Annotated in this window: 17 protein-coding genes; 15 read left to right on the forward strand and 2 right to left on the reverse strand. The window is 44.8% G+C overall.

Annotated features, from left to right (window positions below; all coding sequences use genetic code 11):
- Positions 1-34 precede the first annotated feature (34 nt).
- Positions 35-397, forward strand: a complete 363-nt coding sequence (locus BMZ93_RS00725) for a hypothetical protein (RefSeq protein ID WP_143404261.1) — start codon at positions 35-37, stop codon at positions 395-397.
- 86 nt (positions 398-483) lie between these two features.
- On the opposite strand, the gene BMZ93_RS00730 is transcribed toward BMZ93_RS00725, so the two are convergent.
- Complete coding sequence (locus BMZ93_RS00730) at positions 484-1794, reverse strand: NCS2 family permease (protein ID WP_091501208.1); 1311 nt, start codon at positions 1792-1794, stop codon at positions 484-486.
- Positions 1795-2072: 278 nt separating this feature from the next.
- On the opposite strand from BMZ93_RS00730, the gene pepA reads away from it, so the two are divergent.
- From pepA to holA, 8 genes are all read left to right on the forward strand, one after another.
- Entirely contained in the window at positions 2073-3146 is a 1074-nt protein-coding gene (pepA, locus tag BMZ93_RS00735; protein ID WP_091501210.1) for a glutamyl aminopeptidase, read from the forward strand.
- Positions 3146-4330, forward strand: coding sequence for an FtsW/RodA/SpoVE family cell cycle protein (locus BMZ93_RS00740; protein WP_091501212.1), 1185 nt, complete (start codon positions 3146-3148; stop codon positions 4328-4330). Before pepA ends, BMZ93_RS00740 begins: the two co-directional genes overlap by 1 nt.
- Positions 4330-4707 carry a YlbG family protein gene (locus BMZ93_RS00745; protein ID WP_091501213.1) on the forward strand — a complete coding sequence of 126 codons (378 nt, stop codon included), beginning with the start codon at positions 4330-4332 and terminating at the stop codon, positions 4705-4707. The genes BMZ93_RS00740 and BMZ93_RS00745 overlap by 1 nt, the downstream gene beginning before the upstream one ends.
- On the forward strand, positions 4708-5262 hold the full coding sequence (gene rsmD / locus BMZ93_RS00750) for a 16S rRNA (guanine(966)-N(2))-methyltransferase RsmD (RefSeq protein ID WP_091501215.1): 555 nt from the start codon (positions 4708-4710) through the stop codon (positions 5260-5262).
- 12 nt (positions 5263-5274) lie between these two features.
- The gene (gene coaD / locus BMZ93_RS00755) at positions 5275-5751 is read left to right on the forward strand and encodes a pantetheine-phosphate adenylyltransferase (RefSeq protein WP_091501217.1); all 477 of its coding nucleotides are present in this window, start codon (positions 5275-5277) and stop codon (positions 5749-5751) included.
- Between the two features lie 76 nt (positions 5752-5827).
- The gene (locus BMZ93_RS00760; protein WP_091501219.1) at positions 5828-6496 is read left to right on the forward strand and encodes a helix-hairpin-helix domain-containing protein; all 669 of its coding nucleotides are present in this window, start codon (positions 5828-5830) and stop codon (positions 6494-6496) included.
- Positions 6493-8811, forward strand: a complete 2319-nt coding sequence (locus BMZ93_RS00765; protein WP_091501220.1) for a DNA internalization-related competence protein ComEC/Rec2 — start codon at positions 6493-6495, stop codon at positions 8809-8811. The genes BMZ93_RS00760 and BMZ93_RS00765 overlap by 4 nt, the downstream gene beginning before the upstream one ends.
- Complete coding sequence (gene holA, locus BMZ93_RS00770; RefSeq protein WP_091501222.1) at positions 8780-9775, forward strand: DNA polymerase III subunit delta; 996 nt, start codon at positions 8780-8782, stop codon at positions 9773-9775. The genes BMZ93_RS00765 and holA overlap by 32 nt, the downstream gene beginning before the upstream one ends.
- A 521-nt stretch (positions 9776-10296) precedes the next feature.
- On the opposite strand, the gene BMZ93_RS00775 is transcribed toward holA, so the two are convergent.
- Positions 10297-11256 (reverse strand): Dyp-type peroxidase, encoded by a 960-nt coding sequence (locus BMZ93_RS00775; RefSeq protein WP_091501224.1) that lies wholly within the window; start codon positions 11254-11256, stop codon positions 10297-10299.
- Positions 11257-11557: 301 nt separating this feature from the next.
- On the opposite strand from BMZ93_RS00775, the gene recX reads away from it, so the two are divergent.
- The 6 genes from recX (at position 11558) to BMZ93_RS00805 (ending at position 21983) form a co-directional block, all read left to right on the forward strand.
- Positions 11558-12361, forward strand: a complete 804-nt coding sequence (recX, locus tag BMZ93_RS00780; protein ID WP_091501226.1) for a recombination regulator RecX — start codon at positions 11558-11560, stop codon at positions 12359-12361.
- A gap of 70 nt (positions 12362-12431) precedes the next feature.
- Complete coding sequence (gene ntdP / locus BMZ93_RS00785) at positions 12432-13001, forward strand: nucleoside tri-diphosphate phosphatase (protein WP_091501228.1); 570 nt, start codon at positions 12432-12434, stop codon at positions 12999-13001.
- 103 nt (positions 13002-13104) lie between these two features.
- Positions 13105-16713 carry a PD-(D/E)XK nuclease family protein gene (locus BMZ93_RS00790; RefSeq protein ID WP_159427768.1) on the forward strand — a complete coding sequence of 1203 codons (3609 nt, stop codon included), beginning with the start codon at positions 13105-13107 and terminating at the stop codon, positions 16711-16713.
- The gene (gene addA / locus BMZ93_RS00795; protein WP_091501232.1) at positions 16706-20530 is read left to right on the forward strand and encodes a helicase-exonuclease AddAB subunit AddA; all 3825 of its coding nucleotides are present in this window, start codon (positions 16706-16708) and stop codon (positions 20528-20530) included. Before BMZ93_RS00790 ends, addA begins: the two co-directional genes overlap by 8 nt.
- Before the next feature lie 94 nt (positions 20531-20624).
- On the forward strand, positions 20625-20879 hold the full coding sequence (locus tag BMZ93_RS00800) for a YqgQ family protein (protein ID WP_091501234.1): 255 nt from the start codon (positions 20625-20627) through the stop codon (positions 20877-20879).
- Between the two features lie 144 nt (positions 20880-21023).
- Complete coding sequence (locus tag BMZ93_RS00805; protein WP_091501910.1) at positions 21024-21983, forward strand: ROK family glucokinase; 960 nt, start codon at positions 21024-21026, stop codon at positions 21981-21983.
- The last annotated feature ends 91 nt before the right edge of the window (positions 21984-22074 follow it).

The following is a 22074-nucleotide window of genomic DNA, read 5'->3' on the forward strand; positions in this document are numbered from 1 at the left end:
TTTATCACCCTGGAATAGATGAGAAGGAATTCCGATGATGTTCAATCGATTAGCCAAACTGATTCAACGAACCATTCAATATAAAAAGAAACGTACCATTCAATTTTTATCTGTTTACTTTTTTGCAGTGATTTTGCTAGTGACGGTTTTTCATCAATCCTCCCGTCTAAAGGGTGCATACGAAGGAACAAATAATTCGTCGATTGTTTTCCATGGTGAGAGTTTTGTAACGAATTTAGATGGAACTGATGCTTGGGATGAAGGAACATATTCCATTCGTAGTCAGCAATTATCGATTACCATTGATGGCCAAACTTATTATGGAAAGATGGATAAAGACCAGAAGCATTTTTGGGTAGAAATTGACAGTGAGAAGGTTTGGTTTGAGAGACACTAATTAAAAAAGGTTCTGTACACGATCAGGGCTTTTTAATACAAAAAAGTCCTTTCCGTTTTGGAAAGGACTTTTAAAGTGGTTAAATTTTAGCTATGTGTATAGAAGAGAAAGGCAACGAAGATAACAGCCAAGCTGTACATCAGGAAGTTAACTTCCTTACCGCGCTTTGCAGCAATCATCGTAATAGGGTAGGCGATGAAGCCAAGAGCGATTCCATCAGAGATTGAGTAAGTCAAAGGCATTCCGATAACAATCAAGAAGGCAGGTGCGGCAATGGCCATGTCTTCCCACTTAATCTTCTTCAAGTTACCAGCCATCATAATTCCAACCACAATCAAGGCAGGTGCGGTTACCTGAGAGGTAACCACCGTTAGCAATGGTGAGAAGAAGAGGGCTAAGATGAAAAGACCAGCCGTTACAACGGAGGTGAAACCGGAACGACCACCAACGGCGATACCAGATGATGATTCGACGAAGGCAGAGGTTGGAGATGTACCAAGGGTAGCACCAACGGTCATACCAACGGCATCGGCCATCAAGGCCTTACCGGCACGGGGCATCTTACCGTTTTCATCAAGTAAACCGGCTTGTTCAGTCAAACCGATCAAAGTACCAGCAGTATCGAAGAAAACAACGATTAAGAAAGTCAACGCAACAATCAACATTTCAAAGGTGTTAATGTCACCCAAGTGCATCCAGGCCTGTCCGAAGGTTGGCTTTAAGGATGGTGCAGAAGAGATGATTGATGTTGGCATTGGAATTTCCTTGAAAATCAACCCAACAACGGCTGTTCCAACCATTCCAAAGAAGATGGCGGCTGGGACTTTTTTAACAATTAAAATCAAAGTCAAAGCAATTCCGAAGATGGCCAAGAGGGTGCTTCCCTTCGTCAGGGTCCCCATGGCAACCATGGTATCAGCGTTGGCAACAATCAATCCGGCGTTGTGTAAACCGATGAAGGCGATGAAGAGACCGATACCAGCGGCGATGGCCACACGCAAGTTGTAAGGGATGGCATCGATGATTTTTTCACGGATGTGTGTCAAAGTCAAAGCCAAGAAAATCAAGGCGGCAACTAAGATTCCTGAAATGGCCGTTTGCCAAGGCACCTTCATACCCATAACAACGGAATAGGCGAAGTAGGCGTTCACACCAAGGCCTGGTGCAATGGCGATTGGATATTTAGCAACAACACCCATGAAAAGGGTGGCGGTTGCAGCAGCCAGTGCAGAGGCAGTAAAGACCGCGCCCTTGTCCATGCCAGCGGCGGCAAGAACGTTTGGGTTTAAGAAAAGAATGTAAGACATCGCCACAAAGGTGGTGATACCAGCAATTGTTTCTTTTCGAAATGAAGTGCCCAGTTCTTTAAACTGGAAGTAAGATGCAATTTTCGACATGTATAACTCCTCAATAAGTAAAAAAGACTACCTGAATAGTTTACCAATAATGAAAGGGGATGTCTGAAGGAAAATGAAAAAAATGGCATTAAAAAACGAACAATTAAATAGAAATTAAATGAACGTTTGTTTTTCATCTCTCTATTTTAAAAAATATTCGGCTATCTCTTTTGATAGGCGGACATTGCGATTTTGATTTCTTTTAAAAGGACTTTGGCAGCATGTTTGAGATTGAGATATAATTGGTTATCATAGACTTTTTTAGAGGGGGCAGAATAATGGATCAAAAAACTTGGGAACGCCTAGTTAAGTACACGGAATTACAGGGAACGTCTGGACAGGAAGATGCTGTTCGAAAGGCCTTTCGAGAGGACATTAGCCCCCTAGTTGACCGTGTGGAACAAAATGGCATGGGTGGCCTTTTTGGTGTGAAAGAGGGGGCTGCTGATGCTCCCCGAGTTATGTTTGCAGCGCACCTTGATGAAGTAGGTTTCATGGTTGCAGGCATCTTGCCAACTGGTGCACTTCAGGTGGTGGCATTGGGCGGTTGGAATCCAATGACGGTACCTGCCCACCGTTTTACTCTGTTTACTAAGGAAGGTCAGTACCCGGTTGTATCTTCTTCCATTGCTCCCCATCTCTTACGTGGTAAGGGTGGTGCTGCCCAAGCCTTAACGATTGATGATATCTTGTTCGACGCTGGTTTTGAATCGAAGGAACAAGCGGAAGCCATGGGTGTTCGTCCGGGAGACTTCATTGTTCCTGAAACGAAGACGGTTCGGATGGCAAACCCTAACCGTGGGTTGTCAAAGGCTTACGATAACCGCTTCGGTGTATCCGCCATTGTTTCGGCATTGAATGATTTGCAGGGTGTTCAAACTCCTAATACTTTGATTATGGGTGCCAATACTCAAGAAGAAGTTGGACTTCGCGGCGCTTTGCCTGCTGTACAGCAAATGAAGCCAGACGTTTTCTTTGCGGTTGATTCATCAGCCGCTAACGACGTTGACCAGACGGTTGGTCGTCAAGGCGTTCTTGATCAGGGAACGTTGATTCGTGTCTTTGACCCAACGGTTGTGACGTCACCACGTTTGAAGGAATTTATTCTACAGACTGCTGAAGATAACCACATCCCATACCAGTACTTTGTTTCAAAGGGTGGTACGGATGCTGGTGGTGTTCAAAAGTATGGACAGGGATTACCAGCCGTTGCGCTTGGCGTTGCCTCCCGTTACATCCATACTCACGAAACGGTCTGGTCAATTCCTGACTTTGATGCTGCTCGTGAACTCATTGTTGCTTTGGCTAAGAACTTAGATCGTTCAGCTCTTGATGATATTGTGGGGAACTGATGTTTAAGAAATTACAGCGACTCGATTATTGGATAGCGGTTCCCTACGCCGTCTTATCCTTACTCGGAATCGTCATGGTCTTCTCTGCCACACAAAACGCCTATTTAGCACCGGTGATGTCCTTTGCCAAGCAGGCAATCTTCGTTGTGGTTGGCTGGGCAGCGGCCTTCATGACTTTTAAAATTAACCGAAATGCCTTGCGCTCTCCGGTTCTTTTAAACATTCTGCTCTTTGGAACGACTATTTTAATGGTGGCAGCTCGTTTAGCCCCTGCTGTTAACGGTGCCCACGGTTGGATTAACCTAGGACAGGTAACACTTCAACCCGTCGAATTAGCCAAGATTATGTTGATTCTTTATTTTGCCCACTGGTTTACGGTTTATCCTTGGAAACCAGGAAAGGGACTTGGTGGATTTATTCGGACCTGGGTACAGCCCGGCCGACCTGTTAAGTTACTCTGGCCCATTGCTATCTTAGCTTTGACCTTAATCATGCCTGATTTGGGGAACTTATTCATTACTGTTTCCGTTTTGATACTCATGGTTTTGGCTTCAGGAGTGAAGCCACGGGCTAATCTGATTCTGGTCGTTATCTTTTTCTTGATGTTGGCCTTTTTACCACAGATTATTTCGGCTTTGGATTTGAAAGAGTCATCGTCTTATGCCGTTCGTCGTTTATCAAACTTTGTCGATCCTTGGTATAATATGGACCAGAGTCGCCAGCTGCTTTACTCTTACTATGCCATTTCGCACGGGGGATTGTTCGGTGTTGGCCTTGGTAACTCATTAATTAAGCCTTACTTACCGGAATCAAACACTGATTTCATTATGGCTGTTGCCACAGAGGAGTTGGGCGCCGTCTTGGTTGTCGTGGTGCTTGGTCTGATGATGATACTGATTGGACGTTTGGTGGTGCTTGGCATTCACCAAAAGTCCCAGTATAACCGCCTCTTTTTATACGGACTGGCTGGGCTACTAACCATGCAGTCCTTTGTTAATTTGGGTGGTGTCTTAGGATTGCTCCCAATCACGGGAGTTGTTTTCCCATTTATTTCTGGTGGGGGATCCTCCTTTGTCTTCTTCTCTGCAGCGGTGGGATACGCCTTAAACATTGCCGCGCAGCACGTTCAACCAACTCGGCCAAGTCCACAAGATGATGCGGCACGAAGGGAATTAAAACACTAATGTTTGAAATGCAAAAACGACGAGCTATCTACGTTTATATGCGTGGGCTCAAGCAAGTTGGCCAATTGAAAAAGTTTGGCGACATTGCCTATATCTCAAATAAGATGAATTACGTTGCTTTGTATGTAAATGATGATGACGCTGAAGAATTAGCGTTGAAACTAAAGAAGTACCGCTTTGTGAAAACGGTCAAGGTTTCGCCACGTCCCGATATTGATCCTGATTTGGGCGATTTACACGATGATGTCTTCTTTGAGGCCTATGATAAGGGCCAAGATGAAGGAGAAACTGCCGCTGGGGCACCAGCCTCCGTTTCAGAATCACCAAAGAACATTGATAAGGTTCAGTCAGAACAAATCAAGGTGGAGGAAAAGTAAATGCGAGTCATTGCTGGAAAATTTGGTGGCTTGCACCTGGAAGCCGTTAAGGGCCGTGCAACGCGACCAACCACTGATAAAGTTAAAGAAGCAATCTTTTCCATGCTGATGCCATATTTGGATGGGGGCCGTGTGCTGGATCTCTACGCTGGTACTGGTGGATTAGGCATTGAGGCGATTTCCCGTGGCATGGATGAAGCGGTCTTGGTTGATAAGCAGCCGGCGGCTTTGGCAGTTATTCAAAAGAACATCGAAAAGACCCATGCTGAAGATGCCTTTACGGTGTTGAAGGCGCCTGCTGCGTCAGCACTATCACGGCTGGCAGGGCAGGGCTTGACTTTTGATATGGTCTTATTGGATCCACCCTATGCTAAGGAAAAGTTGAAGCAAGACATTGACAAGATGATTTCTTCTGGCCTTTTAGTGGACGGTGCCATTGTCATGATTGAATCTGATCAGGTAGCGGACCTGCCAGAAGCAAATCAAGAACTTGCTTTGTTGAAACAGAAGGACTACGGAATTACCCGTGTGTCCATCTACCAATATGAGGCCTAAGGAGTTGTAAGAATGAAAAAGGCTGTGTTTCCTGGATCTTTTGACCCACTAACCAATGGTCACTTAGATATTATTGAACGAGCAGCTGCCCTCTTTGATGAGGTGGTGGTTGCTGTTGGGAAAAACACGAATAAGCAGGGTCTATTCCAGCCTGAAGAACGGTTGGAATTAGCCAAGGCGGCTGTTGCCCACCTTTCGAACGTAACGGTTGGTCAAATCGATGGCCTAACCGTTGACTACATGGAAAAGATTGGTGCACAATACATTATTCGCGGATTACGTAACTGTAAGGACTTCGAGTATGAGCGCGATATCGCTGGTGTCAACTCGGTTTTGGATGATGTTGAAACGGTTTTACTCTTTGCAAAGCCGGAAAACCAAAACATTTCTTCTTCAATGGTCAAGGAGATTTCCAAGTTGTCTTCCAACCGCTTAGCTGCTTTTGTACCACCAGTTGTCGTAAAAGCATTGCAAAGTCATTTTGAATAAAATTATTGAAAGAGCTTCCGATTTTGGAAGCTTTTTTTCTGTCTTTTTCGTGATATGTCAATAAGGAGGACAGAAGATGTTTGAAAGAATTAATTTAGAGAATTTACTATTTTGGGTGAAGACTTATTGGCGCTGGTTGCTAGCTGGCTTGGTCGGTCTACTTGTTTTAATTGTGACCTTCTTTGTCATCTTGGCTGGCCATCAAAAGGAGAAGACACCCAGTGATTTTATGATATCTAGTCAGTCATTGAGTTCCAAAGAAGAGCCAAGTGCTAGCAAGTACATTAAGGTGGATGTAAAGGGAGCCGTTCACCACCCAGGTCTCTACCAGTTAAAGATTGGTGATCGACTAGAGGATGCTTTGAAAAGGGCAGGAGGAATCACGGAAGAAGCAGATGTTGAGCAACTCAACCGTGCGCAACTGTTAGCGGACGGGATGGTAGTTTATGTTCTGAAAATTGGTGAGGAAAAATTACCTGAGATGAAAAATGCTGGCACAATCCCTGGAAACCCCTCGGCATCCGATACAGGGGGAGTTGATTCAGCTAAGAATACAGGGAAGGTCCATTTAAATCAGGCGAGTCAAAAGGACTTGGAAAGTTTAACCGGAATAGGTCCGAAAAAAGCAGAGCAAATCATTGCCTACCGGGAGCAGCATCCCTTTAAATCTATTGATGAATTAAAAGAAATTCCAGGTATTGGACCAAAGCGTTTTGAACAATTAAAGGATCAACTTCAGTTATGAAAGGGACCCGTTTCTTTTTTCTTTTGGCTATCATTTGGGGAACCTTAGCGTCGGTTGTTTATTTACCCAATGAGTTGACTATTTTTCTTGCCTTACTTGTGCCACTTTTTTCTTTTACTCTGGGATGGAATCGGCGGCTTTTTTCATTTTGGCTGTTGACTGCTAGTTTTTTCCTATATGCACTGTGGGGAAACAACCGTTTGAATCAACAGACGCACCAACAAGAGGAAAATAAAACGTTTCGATTACTGGTCCAGGCAGACCAGGTGAAGGTCAATGAGGAGGGAACGGTGAGTGGACGGGGTGTTGATGAAAACGGACAGAAGTTACTCTTCTTTTATCGCTGCCATAATCAGGCGGAGGTAACAAAGTTTGATTTATTGAGACAGCCAGTTAAAATTACCGGGCCAGCGGAAAGAAAAACCATTATGCCAGCCACAAATGACTATCAATTTGACTTCAAGCAATTTTGGCGGAGTCAAAAGGTGACTCAGCAGCTGTCCTTTCAGTCAGTTGAAATCCAAGAAGTAGAAGCAGAAAACTTGTGGCAGGCTTTTTACTTTAAAGTACATCAGGCGCATAAGACTGCTGAACTTTTTGCGAATCGTTTACCTAATCCTTTACGTGACTACAGTCTGTCATTGCTCTTGGGGAGCAAGGAGAGTCAGCTCTATGAGCATAACCCGCAGATTGCAGAATTAGGGCTCATTCATTTGTTTGCGCTATCCGGCCTGCATGTATCCTTTTTTCTGACTGCCATTCAATGGCTTACAAGGTCGTTACGAATTACTCGGGAAGTATCGGATGGATTGATTGCGGTGCTTTTACCAATTTTTTATCTTTTTACGGGAGCTCCTGTTGTTTTATTCCGAGCCTTAGTGGCAGGTGAAATAAGAATTATCAGTAGAAATTTTGGGCGACCCGTACCTGGGATAACGGTTTGGTCAGGATCACTCTTGCTTTCTTTATTGGTCTATTCACAGGTTTTGCTGACGATGGGTGGGCGTTTATCCTTTGCTTTGACCTTTGCGATTCTACAACTTGGTCATATGAGTTATTGGAAGCGGGGAATTTATCTTTCTTTGGTCACTTTCCCAATTATCTTAGCCCATCAGTATGCTTGGAATGTTTGGCAGACCTTGGCTAACCTGATTGCTGTGCCGGTTTTTTCAACAGTGATTTTACCGGCTACCTTATTGGGTTACTTCATTCCAGGGTTAGATAGGGTAATGAACTTTGCCGTTTTTCTTTTTGATAAAACGGTGGAAACGGTTGGAAAAGTACCTGGTCAAATTGTGTTGGGTGCTTTTCCCTGGCCGTCCTTATTGTTATTGTTTTTGTTACCCTGGTTCATTTTAGCAGCGAATAAAAAAGTCAAAGGCCTACTTTGTGGCTTTGGATTGCTACTGTTGATGAGTAGTCATTTACTGGTGCGCTTTCCGGTTAACGGCGAGTGGACGACTTTTGATATCGGACAGGGCGATGCGGCCGTATTGATTGAACCAAGGCGGCGGTCCGTTACGTTAATTGATACGGGTGGAAAGGTAAGCTTTGGACCTGCGGTATCTTATAAGGTCCGTCAACAGCCGGAAAGTGCTAGTGAAAAGAAACAGCGAACTTTAAAAAAGCAGGAGGGATTGGCTAGAAATGTTATTCTACCTTACTTACATGCCCGTGGAATTTCAAGAATTAACACGCTGGCTCTTTCCCATCAGGATCAAGACCATATAGGGGATGCACGGGTCATTTTGAAGAATTTTAAGGTTGATCAGTTGGTTATGCCGGCGGGAATGGGTTCGCTTCCGGCCTATCAAAAGAAAATTAGACCGTACTTGAGAGGAACGAAGGTGATAGAAGCGACTGACCAGACACGAGTCGCTAGTTGTCCATTAAAGATTGTTTATCCCTTTGAAACGGGGACGGCCGGAAACGATGATTCTTTAGCATGGGTCGGTCGTTTGGGTGGTAAAAACATCTACACGGCTGGAGACCTGGACCAGGCTGGAGAGAAGAAAATATTAGAGAAGTATCCCGGCTTTGCCCCGGACATTGTTAAGTTTGGTCACCATGGTTCGAAGACTTCAACTGATGAAGCGGTTTTTGCTCGTTGGCAGCCGAGTGTTGGTATTGTATCTGCTGGTCGAAACTCCCGTTATGGTCATCCACATAGGGAAACTTTAGAGGTGGCGGCCAGGGAGAAGATGATTGTTTATAATACGCAAAGCCAGGGTATGCTAAGATATGTATATCAAAAGAATCATGGACATTTTGAGGTGACATTACATGACCCTGCAGGACTTAAAAGTACAAATTGAACATCAGGCCCTACCTGACTTGTACCTTGTGACAGGGGATGAAACAGCCTTACTTCAAAAGGCCAAGCGACTCTTTACTTCGATTATTCCTGAAGAAGACCAGGAAATGAACTTTGCCTCTTATGACTTTGGTGCAGTTGGATTGGATGATGCGATTGCGGATTTAACGGCGCCACCTTTCTTTGGTGACCACCGGGTGGTCATGTTGACGAACCCGACTTTTATGACTGCGACAGGGAAACTGACAGATAGCCAGGAAAAGGCCTTATTATCCTTGATTGAGCACCCTGTTCCAGGAAACCTATTGGTGATTTTTGCCGCTGACATGAAGTTGGATAAGCGTAAGAAAGTCACGAAGGCCATCAATTCCAAGGCAGAAAAGCTTGAACTAGCGCGTTTGAACGAACGACAGGTGGGACAAGCCTTGCACCAGTTGTTGGACCAGCTGGGCTTTCAGATTGAGACAGCTGCGGAGCAGGAATTGATGCTGCGAGTGCAAGCCTCTTACAGCAAGATGCTGCAGGAATTGCCAAAGCTCTTAGCTTATGCCGCGGATAGTAAGCAAATCACAAGACAGGCTGTAGATGATTTGGTTATTAAAGAGTCAACTGCCCAGGCCTTTGATTTGGCAGATTTGGTTCTTAAGGGTAAGCAGGAAGCGGCCATTCGAACCTACCATGATTTGGTGAAGAATGGTGAAGCACCGCTTCGCCTAAACGCGCTCTTGCTTGGTCAGTTCCGATTGTTGTTACAGGTGGCTTCATTACCTGGAAGCGATGCCGAAGCTGGTAAAGCCTTGGGAATTCACCCATTCCGAGTAAAGTTGGCCCGTCAGTCATTACGCAAGTACCCACTGGGAAAAGTGCGGGAAGGCTTCCTTAAAATTTTAGACATGGAAATTCAGATGAAGTCCAAGCAGGTGGATCCACTCTTCTTGTTTGAGAGCTTTATGGTGAATTTTTAGTAGTATATATAAAAACGACTCACCGAAAGGTGGGCCGTTTTTTATTGTTATGACATATTAGAATAAGTACAGTTTTTCCAGTAAAAAGCTGTTATTATTCAATCAGCGATGAAGATTTGCGGTGGTCGCCTTTTGATAGGAAGGAGGTACGCCTATGATTCAAGAAATCATAGAAACCAAATTTCAGTAGAAAGGTGGCCTCCTTCAGGTGACTGAAGGACAATTACTTTTAGTTATTTTAGCAGTAGATATGATTATCCACCTGCTAGAGTATGTCGAAAGACATCTTAAGAATAACAAGAGGGATCGTTGAAGCTTGGCGGCCGATGGCTCCTCTTGATTACTAGGCTTCCATCGCATTTGCGGCATCGCCGGAAGTTGAACTTTGGTTCAACTCCCTTTTTCATGTTTAGTATAACAGATAGTTTGACTTTACTTGCTTGTTATTCTGAAGAGTCGTAATACTTTATAAATAAAAAAGCCCTGGGCGCCGATAGGCCATCCAGGACTTTTAAAATTGTTTAGTTAAATTCGCCATCTGCGATTTGTGCAAGTGTATCGCGTGATGGGATGAAGAAGAGTTGACCAGTCAAGATGTCTGAGAAAGTCAACAAGAAGTCGGATTGATCCAACATGTTAATCAACATACCCTTGGTTACGTGCCAGTAGCGTGAGTAACCCATGAAGTAAGTCCCAGTGATACCCGTTGCTGGGTCTGAGTAAGGAACGTTCATACGGATAATCTTTTGTTCTTCACCGTTTTCGTCGTATTGAGAAGCGACATTGTGAGCATTCTTGTACTTGTCTTCGTCTTCCAATTCCAAGTCGGTGAACTTTTCACGTCCAACGGCCTTTTCTTGGTGTTCGGTCTTCATCTTGTTCCAGAAGTCCATGTCGTGACGCCACTTTTGTGCAAAGGCGTATGAACCGTTGATGTAATCAGGGTCTTCTTCGCCGATGATTGCGTAAGGTGCGGCATCTGCTTCAGCAGGGGCTTCCGTTCCATCGATGAAGCCGATGATGGCGCGACCTTCGAAGTAACGGAATCCTTGAGTTGAGTCCAAAACTTCTGTGTAGTCCTTCAAGAACTTCATGAATTGAGCCTGGCATTCGACAACAACGGCTTGGTTGTTTGAACGAATGTGGAAGAACAAGTCACCTTCGGTGGCTGGCATTTGGTACTTAGGGCCTTCAAGGGTTTCATAAGTAACCAATTCCTTTGGCTTCGTTGTGTTTGGGAACATGATATCCCAAGCGTGGTTTGAAATACCGATGGCAACCTTCAATTGTGAAGGGGTACCATCGTTTTGACCGTCGCGAATACGCAATGAGCGGATGATTGCTTGTGAGCGGTCGGCAAAGTCTTCGAACATTTCCTTTAAGTCTTCAGCAGGCAAGTCCTTGAACTTCAATACAGTAAACTGTACGCTTTGCCCGATATCCTTCCAGACATCTTGGGCCATCGCTGGGTTGATTGGCATAATGTAAAATCCTCACTTCTCTTTGATAAATGATATTATAGCTTATTTTCTGTATAGATAACATAGTAAATTAGAGTCATTTTAGTCTAATCTAAAGTAGGGTGGAAGATTAGAAAATTAGGGGCATAATTGGCCATTTTGAGCAGTTATTGTAAGTATTTATACAAAATAATTGAAAAGATTTAGGAAATTTCTCCTTTCCGAATTGTCAGAATAGATTAGAATTTTGGATTGGCAATGTAATCGATGATGGTGAGTAGGCGGACTTTCTTTTTTGAACCGTCCTCTATAAAATAAGGGCATGGCAAAAATCACGAAAATATCCACTCAAAAACGAGCGGGACGATACAATCTTGAATTAGACGGACGTTTTGCATTCGGTATTTCTGAAAACGTTCTGGCCAAGTTTGGTCTGATGAAGGGCCGTGAACTCAGCAAAGAAGAAGTTGAGCGAATTAAGGAAGCCAACCTGGTTGACCAGGGCTTGCAAATTGCCTTGAACTACTTGGGGCCAGCCTTGCACACTGCCAAGCAAGTCCGTGACCGCTTGAAAAGCAAGGATATAAAAGAAGAGGTGATTGACCAAGTCATTGAGTACTTGCAGAGTCAGCTTTTATTAAACGACGCGACCTATGCTAAAGCCTATGTGAATACCAAGCAGCTCTTTTCGCCCAAAGGACCACGAGCGATTGCAATGGACTTGAAGAAGGCTGGTGTGAAGGATGATCTGATTGAGGATGCCCTTTTGGAATATCCAGAAGAGGCGCAGTTAGAAGTGGCAACAAAGATGGCTGAGAAAATCGCCAGAACCCACAAGCGGGATTCGACTCGGATTCGTCAGCAAAAGACCGCGCAGGCTTTAGCACAAAAGGGCTTTTCTTTTGACATTGCCACAGCAGCGATTAATCAGATTGATATCGCCTCGGATGAGGAAGATGAGAAGGCGAACGCTTTGAAAGAGGCAGAAAAGGCCGCCCGCCGGCAGCGGACTGGAACAGCCAAGGATCGTTATTATAAAGTCAAATCTAAGCTCTATACGAAGGGCTTCCCCAGCGACGTGATTGACTGGGCGTTAGCGGAGTTGGATTTTGGTGAAGAAATCTAATTTTAATCTTTTTTGACAGGATTTATGATATAATCTAAAAGGAATTTTTTGTCAGAAAAGTGGGACGAGCATGATTGTTGATAAGCCAAGTCGCGGTCCACGCGAAGGGGATGTCATCACGATCAAGAGTTATAAGCATGACGGCTCGTTGCATCGAACATGGCGTGACACCATGGTGTTAAAAACCAGTGAGAATGCCATCATTGGATTAAACGACCATACTTTGGTGACAGAAGATAACGGCCGCCGCTGGGTAACCCGCGAGCCGGCCATTGTGTACTTTCATAAAAAGTACTGGTTTAATATTATCGCGATGATTCGCGATAACGGGGTTTCCTACTACTGCAACCTGGCTTCTCCCTATACCTTAGATAAAGAGGCACTCAAGTACATTGATTATGACTTGGACGTCAAAGTTTTCCCAGACGGGGAGAAGCACCTGTTGGACGCTGATGAATATGCAGCCCACAGTAAGAAATGGCACTATCCAAAAGAGGTAGACCAAATCTTGAAGGCCCATGTTAAAATTTTGGTCGACTGGATTGACCAAGAAAAAGGACCTTTTTCACAGGGATACGTGGACGTTTGGTATTCCCGTTACCAATATTTGATGCAACAGCGGTTGAATGATCGTCGTTGACTGAAAAAAAGCAGGAATAATTTTCCTGCTTTTTTTGTACAATAAAGTCGTAGAATTTTTATGATTATGCTAATTCATGAGATTAATAAGTAAGGGGTATGACATGACCGTTACAGTTAATATAGCAGCAGGTGAAGTGGACAGCCGTGCCCATTTTGTTTCAGAAATAAAGGAAAAGATTCGACAGGGTGAACGACGTCGTATCTTTTACATTGTGCCCAACCACGTGAAGTTTGATAGTGAAGTGGATGTTCTTTCACGTTTGGCTGAAGAAGGGGGGCAACTCGATGGCCAACAGTCTTACGCACAGTCACAGGTTCAAGTCTATTCGCTGAGCCGCTTGGCTTGGCGCTTGTTAGAAGATGAAGGTGTTGTGCAGCCACCTGTACTGGGGGCTGCTGGACTCTTTGTGATGGTTTCTAAAATTCTCCAAGAAGAAAAGGGCCGACTACCAATTTTTGCCCGCATGGCTGCAAAGCGGGGATTTATTGAAAAGCTGGTGGCCCAGTTATCTGAACTGCGTGCATCAAGAGTCACTCCTGAAGAGTTGCTAAACATTGTGTCTGAAATTGACACGTCTAACGACCAGCAGAAAGCTCTGAATGCCTCAGCACTACAGCAGAAACTCCGTGACCTGGCCGTGGTTGCGGATGCCTTCAATCAGAAGATGGGTAATGACTACATTCTTTCGCAGGAAACGCTGCCTTACTTTGTCGAGCAGATGAAGAACCCGGATTTAACGGATGCGATTTTTTACTTTGAAGGTTTTACTGGATTTACAGCGGCTGAATGGGCTTTAGTGCAGTTGTTAGTCCAACATACGGATGTACAAATTGCTTTGTTGGGACGTGTTGATGCCGCCGACCCATTGAAGTATGAAAATGCTGGTTCGGTCTTCGATAAGCCTTTGGAAACGGCCCGTACGATTCGAGCAATGGCTAAAACAGCGGACGTTGATTTTAATGTTAAGGTCTTAGATGAATCAACAAATAACGTCTTAGAAAGCACTCGGACCAACTTACTGCGTGCTTGGGAAAAACTCGGTGCCTACCGGGACTTTTCCGCAGACCTAAAACAGCAGCAAGCGACCGATTTGAACGTCTTTGTTGGCGCTAACGTTGTGACGGAGTTGGAAGAAGTCGCCCGCCGTATTCGAGAAGATTTGCGTGGGGATGCTAACTTGCATCTACGCGATATTTTGGTTTTGGCCCGGGATTTGAATCCATATGCTAAGCACTTGCCTGCCGTGATGGACTCCTTTGATTTGTCTTACTTCTTGGATAACGATGTTAAGATGGGCAACCATCCCTTGGTTGAGTTGACGACGACTTTGCTAGCCAATCCTTCTGTTTTGTACCAGAAAGATAAAATCTTAACGATTTTGAAAACGGGCTACTTACGACCTCTTATCGACGGACAATTGATGGATTCAGAGACCTATTTCGAAGCCGTCTCTTATTTGGAAAACTACCTTGATGGCCACCGGGTTGCTCGTCGGGTTTGGCAGAATGATACCGCTGAATTTGCTCTCTTTAAGGTGGAGGGAAATGAAGAGACCGCTGCCTTTAATGAAGACCAAGCGGTAAATAAATTAATAAACGAATTGAAGCGTTTCGTTCATCATCTTTTGGATGCTTTGACGGAGGCCTTTGCTGAAGTGAAAACAATTGAAGAGGGTGCGCGAGTATTAATGACCTTCTTGCAGGAAGAGAAGCTGCCGGAAGCTGTTTTGGAACAGCGAGACGGTTTGACAGATGCTGGGGAGCTGATGAAAGCTCAACAGCTGCAGGAAGTTTGGCAGCTCTTTACCAACATTTTGGAGCAGTTAGTTGCCGTCGCGGGGGATGAAGACTTTGCCCGCTCCACCTTCTTATCAGCCTTGCAGGCTGGCTTTTCTGGTGGAACATTCTCTGGAATTCCAAACCAATTGGACCAATTGACGATTTCCGAAGCGGGAATCGTGCAGAGTCAAAAGTATAAGAAGTTGTACTTTATTGGCGCCACCCGTTCGTCCTTGCCAGCACAGGCGAACAATAAGTCCTTGCTCTCAGACCAGGACCGTCTGATGGTGCAACCGGCTCTTGAAAATCAAGAAGATCCACGCTACTTGCAGGAAAGCGCTCAACAGCAAATGGCCAGCGAATCCCTGCTCTTTTATAACGCCTTGCAAACGGCGGCGGATTCAGTCACGATGTCATATCCACTGCTTGACCAGGATGGTAATGTGAACGAACCATCGCCATATTTGATGCGTTTGGCACATGCCTTTGGTTTTGCTGAAGATGACTTTGATAAAGTCAGAGCCCAGGCGGACGGATTGGCTGATTTGGTTGAAAACTACGCTGGGACGGCTTCGGCTACATTGAGCCAATTGGTGAAGTTGTCGACTGACAATGAGTCGGAATCGGCTATGGCAAAGGTACGAGCTGGATTAGCCGATGCTGGTTATGCAGAACAAATGAAGCGCGTACTGGCTAGTCAAAAATATAAAAATGAGCCAGCGGACGTTTCACGAGAATTGGCTAAGGAACTCTTTGGTAATAGTCCTTTGGTTCTGTCAATTTCACAGGTTGAATCTTTCTACCGTAATCCATACGAATACTTCTTGAAGTATGGCTTACGACTAAACGAAAAACCAACGGCCGAAATTGATAACCGAACAGAAGGAACGGTCTATCACGCCATCTTTGAAAAGACGGTCAACCAGGTAATTGGTCAGCAGGAACGACTGGCCGATGCTACAAATGAAGAAATCAGTCAGGATGTAGATACAGCCTTGGCCACGCTTCTAACAAATCCAAAATATAGCGAACTGACCGAAGAAGGCCAAGGTGCTGCCCTTGCTAATGCGATGAATAAGCAGTCGAATAAAGTACTGCAAAACTTACGCGATGTTTCTCGCCTATCCGCTGCTTCTCAGCCAGTCGCGGTTGAAGAAGGATTTGGATTACAAAGCAATGGCTTACCGGCCATCGAGATGACGGATGGCCAACGTTCTGTGAAGCTTCGTGGAAAAGTCGACCGTTTTGACCGTCAGGACGGTATAGGTGACTTTGGGACGATTATTGATTACAAGTTGTCAGGGAAGACTTTCAAGTATGCAGATGCTGCGAACGGTTTAGAGTTGCAGTTGTTGGCCTATTGGCAAGCAGTGAATGAAAACAATCAAAAGTTAGGATTGGCTGCATCTGGACATGTTGGCGGTGCTTTCTTTGCCCCAATTAATGATCAACAGACAGCGTTTAAGGACTTTAAAGATAGTTTTGACGAACTCCTTGCAGGTGATTTGAAGGCACCTGGAAATAAGTTGCGTGGTCTGTATCTAGACGATGAAGATTACGCCGATTCACTTGATAATATTGATATGGGTGAAGCTTCAGCTGCTTATGCGATGCAGAAAAACAAGACGACACCTGGATTTAATTCAAATATATCTGATTTTATTACTACTGATAACCTTGACTTATTGATGCGTCGCAATCGCGAGCTGATTTTGGATGCGGCTGAAAAAATTGAGAAGGGTCAGTTTAAGTTGAGTCCCTCAAAGAGCGCCCTTACCTATTCGAAATACCTGGATGTGATGCGTTTTGACGCCGCATTGGGTGATAAATACGAGGACTTCCGTTACAGCGGGCAAAAGGGTCCTGTCATGAAGGCCTTATCAGCCGATTACGAAGCAGAAGATTCAGAAAAGGAGAACGGTCATGCCTGAATTTACAGATAGTCAGAAAGCAGCCATTGAACAAGCTGGTCATAATATTCTCGTTTCGGCTTCTGCGGGTTCAGGAAAAACAACGGTTTTGATTGAGCGTTTGATTCGTAAAATCATGGCTGGAACGTCCGTTGATAAGTTCTTGATTGTGACTTTTACCCGTGCAGCAGCGGGTGAAATGAAGGACCGGCTGGAAGCGGCGTTGACAAAGCGCCTGCAGACAGAAGAAGACCAAGATACACGGGTATATTTACAAGAACAGTTAGCTCTTTTGCCAACGGCAGCGGTGACAACCATTGATGGTTTCGCCTTGAAGCTGATTGAGTCTTACTACTATGAAATTGATTTAGATCCAGCTTTCCGTTTGGTGGCCGATTCGGCCGAAGAAGCGCTCTTTAAAAACCGGGTCTTAGATGGTCTTTTCGATGAGTTATTCGACGAAAGCCATTCAAAGCACCAGGCTTTTCTTCAGGTTTTGGAGAACTTTGCTTCGGTTTCTCGTAGCCAAAATTTGAAGGACATTATTTTAAAGTTAGCGAACTTTGATATTGCTCGTCCCGAAGAGGATAACTGGTTGGATTCGTTGACGGAGAGCTATGACGGCTCTTTGTCAATGAAAGACCAAAAGGCTTACCAGAACTATTTGACAGGTGAAGTGCGCCCTTTGGTAGAAGAAGCACTGAATGATTTACCTGTGGCTTTGTCAGCGGTTGAAGGCGAAGAGAATGACAAGTCTATTAAAATGGCTGAATCATTGCTAGAAGTTCAGGGATATTTGCAAAAACTGCTCTATGATCTGGATGAGGGTGTTGATTATGACCAGATGAAGTCTGATATTTGTGTATATCCTAAGAAATTCCCGGGCCGTTACCAACAAAAAAAGATAGAAGCTTCAGAAGATACTGCTGCATTAGCTGAAGCTATTGAACCCGCTATGGTTTACAGAGAGCGTTATTTTGCTGGAAAAGATGCTCCAATCGCCTCGATTGCTAATTCCTTCTTCCGACTCACCGAAGAACAGTGGCAGACAGTGAACGCCCGTAGTCAGCGAATCGTTTCTGATTTAGTGATGGTGACTAAGGAATACTTGGCTGCACTAAAAAAGGCTAAGGCGGAAGCCAATATCTTGTACTTCTCGGACTTGGTCGTGCTTGCCCGACAAATTCTGAAAAATGATGAAATTCGTCAACTTGTTCAAGGACAGTTTGCCGAAGTAATGGTCGATGAATACCAGGATGTGAACCGCTTGCAAGAAGCCTTCTTGAAGGATATGTCAAACGGCCACAACATGTACATGGTGGGGGACATTAAGCAGTCGATTTATGGTTTCCGTCAAGCAGCGCCACAGCTCTTTGCCAATAAGTACAGCGCCTTTGCAAAGGACGAGAATGATGACGAGCGAATCGAATTAGCCGAGAATTTCCGTTCTGAAAATAACGTGACGAAGGTGATTAACCTGATTTTCACGCAGATTATGGACCAGGAGTTGGGCGATGTGGCTTACGAAGGGTCAGCAAAGTTGATTGCTAAAGCGGCCTTCCCTGATGACGTGCCACCCGTCTTTAACTTAGACTTGTTGGCTATTAAGCAGGGAAAGAAGAGCCAAAGTGATGATGCCGATGACGGGGATGGCGATGATGATCGTGAAACCCGTGAGAAGACTTTGACCTACCTGTTGAAGAAAGTCCAAGAGATTCGTGCCCATGGTCAGGTTTATGACAAGAACATGGGGATGCGTCCGGTTCAGTATTCGGATATTGCCATCTTGACTCGTTCGAAAACCTCTTACCCAGACTTGCTTCGTTTGGCTCACCAGGCTGGTATTCCAATTCAGTCTGAATCTGTTGGTGACTACTATAAGGCGATGGAAGTTTACGTTGTCTTAGATATCTTGCGTATTTTGGATAACCCACACCAGGACATCCCGCTGGCGGCTGTTCTGCGTTCGCCTATCTATGGTTACGATGAAAACGATTTGGCGAAGGTGCGTTTAGCCGATAAGGCCCATGATTTCTACATGGCCTTGAAGGCGGATGCTAAAGAGAACGAAAAGAGCCAAAAAGTCCTGGATGATTTGGCTGCTTGGCGTGTTTACGCAAGCCAAAACGACCTCGTTGGCTTGATTTGGGCAATTTATCAGGACACTGGTTGGTTAGACTACGTGGCTGGTTTGGCTGGTGGCGCTCAGCGTCAGGCAAACTTACACGCCTTGTATCAGCGGGCAACGACTTTCCAGGAAAACGGACAATCAGGACTCTTTGCCTTTATCGCCTATATCGAAGAGGTGCAGGATTCGGGTGGTAACGTGGGCGAGGTTGCTCAGGAAACATCGAACTCAGCGCTTTCGTTGATGACGATTCACAAGTCAAAGGGACTGGAATTCCCAATCGTTATCTTGCCGGAGCTGGATAAGCGCTTTAATGACATGGACATGAAGTCTGCCTTCGTTCTTCAGAAGGATGCGGGAATTGGTTTGGATTATTTAGAACCAAATGCCAAAGTCAAGGTGCCAAACTTAGGGAAGTATGCAGTTAAGCAGTCCTTGAAGCGTCAGAGCTGGTCAGAAGAGATGCGACTCTACTACGTTGCTTTGACCCGTGCTAAGCAGCAACTGTATTTGATTGGTCGTATTGATCCGCTTGAGGATAAGGAGACGGCTGAAGCGAAGTTGTATAAAAATGCCGTTGAATCAACGGAGCAGTTCTTGCCTGAAAGCCAGCGTTTGAAGGCCAAGTCCTACTTGGATTGGACCCTTCAGTCCTTTGCTCGTTTGGAAATTCCAAGTTTACAGCAGTACTTTATGGGTGACGAGAAGCCACTACACCAGTTGCTATCAGGGGAAAAGAATGGTTCTTGGTCAATTGAGGCCCAGGTTATTGCCGAAGAAGATATTCCAAAGCAGGAAGATTTGAAGGGACAGTTACCAAAGGCTGAAAGGGATGAGACCGAGAACGAAGCTAGAGTAAAATCTGCTGACTTTGATGCCCAACTTTTGAAGGATAAGCTTTCTTATCGCTATCCTTATGAGGCAGCAACGAAGACCGCTGCCTACCAGTCAGTTTCAGAAATTAAGCAGCTTTTTGAGGACCCAGACCGTCCATATCTAGAAGATTTGTATTTGGATGAAAACGGCCAGGCAGTTGAGAAACCGGATGAACAGACGGTTGAAACAGATGCTTTGGATGAGAAGTCCGAGCAGAAGGCGGCCAATATGCTAACTAAGCAGGAATTACCAATGCCTGCCTTCATGACGGATGGTAAAGTCAAGCCATCTCCAACGGCTGTTGGAACTGCTACCCACTTAATCATGCAATTGTTGAACTTTGAAGCTTGGATTGATGAATCCGACTTGCAAGACATGGTTGACCGTTTGGTAGCGACGGGTAAGATTGCCAAGGAAGTGGCACCGCTCATTAATTTGGGGCAGATTATCGATTTCTTGCGGACGGACTTTGCCGATACAATTGCTCGTCATAACGATACTCTGAAGCGGGAAGCACCATTTGCCATGATTATTCCGGCAAAGCGTGTTTATCAGAATGTTGACGATGAAGAACCAATTTTGATTCACGGAATTATTGATGGTTACTTCGTTGATGAAGCGAAGAAGACGGTAACAATCTTTGACTATAAGACCGATTTTGTTCCAAAACGTGCAGGAGAACGCCAGCGGATGGCTCTTCAACGGATGAAGAAGAACTATACGGGTCAGTTGAATCTGTATCGACAGGCGTTGCAGGATGAATATCCAGATTATGAAGTGCTACCTGGTCGATTAATTCTGCTATCGGCGGGAATGACTTTGGATTTAGATTAGAATTTAATTTATTGCGCTTTTAATGTTATCCGCCTATAATGGCAGACAAGTTCGGGAAGAAAGCGAGCGCTTTCATACAATAAAGGAGATTTCCGTGAAAAACTTTTATGATATTTTGCAATACCTGAAGAAGTATGAAATTTACATTCACGTTGGGCATCGACTTTGGGATATTGAAGTGGCGGCTTTGGAAGTGGATAACTTGTATAAAGCAAAGGTGTTATCCGCATCAGATTACCAAACAATGAAGGTGATCTTGGCAAAAGAGCACAAGGAAGAAGCAGAACGTTCCGGTGACCTTGGCCATTACAACGGACAAAAGTCTTCACAAGCCACTTCAAAAGCTTGAACTTAGAATGGGCATAAGCCTGAAAAGAAAGTTTTTGTAAACGCTTGCAAAACTTTCCTAACCTTTGTTAAAATATATTTGTAATTAAGGAAATAGGAGGCGGACCCCTGATTTGCCTTGGCCATCGGGGGCCAATCGATCATCATGACTAAAGATAAATTAATCGGTGTTGACCTTGGTGGAACAACCATCAAGTTTGCAATCTTGACTGACCAAGGGGAAATCCAACAAAAGTGGTCAATTCAAACGAACATTTTGGGTGACGGAAAGCACATCGTGCCTGACATCATCGAATCAATTAACCACCACTTGGACATTTACCAATTGGATCGCTCACGCGTGATTGGTATTGGTATGGGAACTCCTGGAACTGTTGACCGTGAAAACGGAACAGTTAAGGGTGCCTACAACCTAGGTTGGGCTAAGGAAAACGCCGTAAAGGAACCTATCCAAGCCGGAACTGGTTTCCCATTGTTCATCGATAACGATGCCAACGTTGCTGCTTTGGGTGAAGCCTGGAAGGGTGCCGGAAACAACGACGCTGACGTTTCATTCATCACACTTGGAACTGGTGTTGGTGGTGGATTGGTTGCCAACCACCAATTGATTCACGGAGTTGCCGGTGCCGGTGGTGAAGTTGGCCACATCATCGTTGAACCTAATGGATACTTGTGTACTTGTGGAAACCATGGTTGTTTGGAACAATACGCTTCAGCAACTGGTGTTGTTCACTTGGCACAGGACTTCGCAGAACAATACGTTGGTGAATCACGCTTGAAGAAGATGATTGACGACGGTGACGAAGTTACTTCAAAGATTATCTTTGACTTGGCTAAGGAAGGTGACTACCTTGCCAACGAAGCTGTTGATAAGGTTGCCTACTACTTGGGTTACGCATCAGCAACTATCTCAAACATCTTGAACCCATCAGCCATCGTTATCGGTGGTGGGGTTGCCGCTGCCGGTGAATTCTTGCGTGAACGCGTTGAGAAGAACTGGTCAGTATTCGCCTTCCCAACTGTTCGTACTTCAACAGTTGTTAAGTTGGCCGAATTGGGTAACGACGCCGGTGTTATCGGTGCTGCCTCATTGGCACGTAAGTAATATCAATTTAAATGAGTCATTAACGGCTCGACTTTTAAAAGAGTTATCCATACGGATGGCTCTTTTTTGTTCGCTTTGGTACAGTGCAAAA

This window comes from Fructobacillus durionis (assembly GCF_900112405.1).
Classification (GTDB): domain Bacteria; phylum Bacillota; class Bacilli; order Lactobacillales; family Lactobacillaceae; genus Fructobacillus; species Fructobacillus durionis.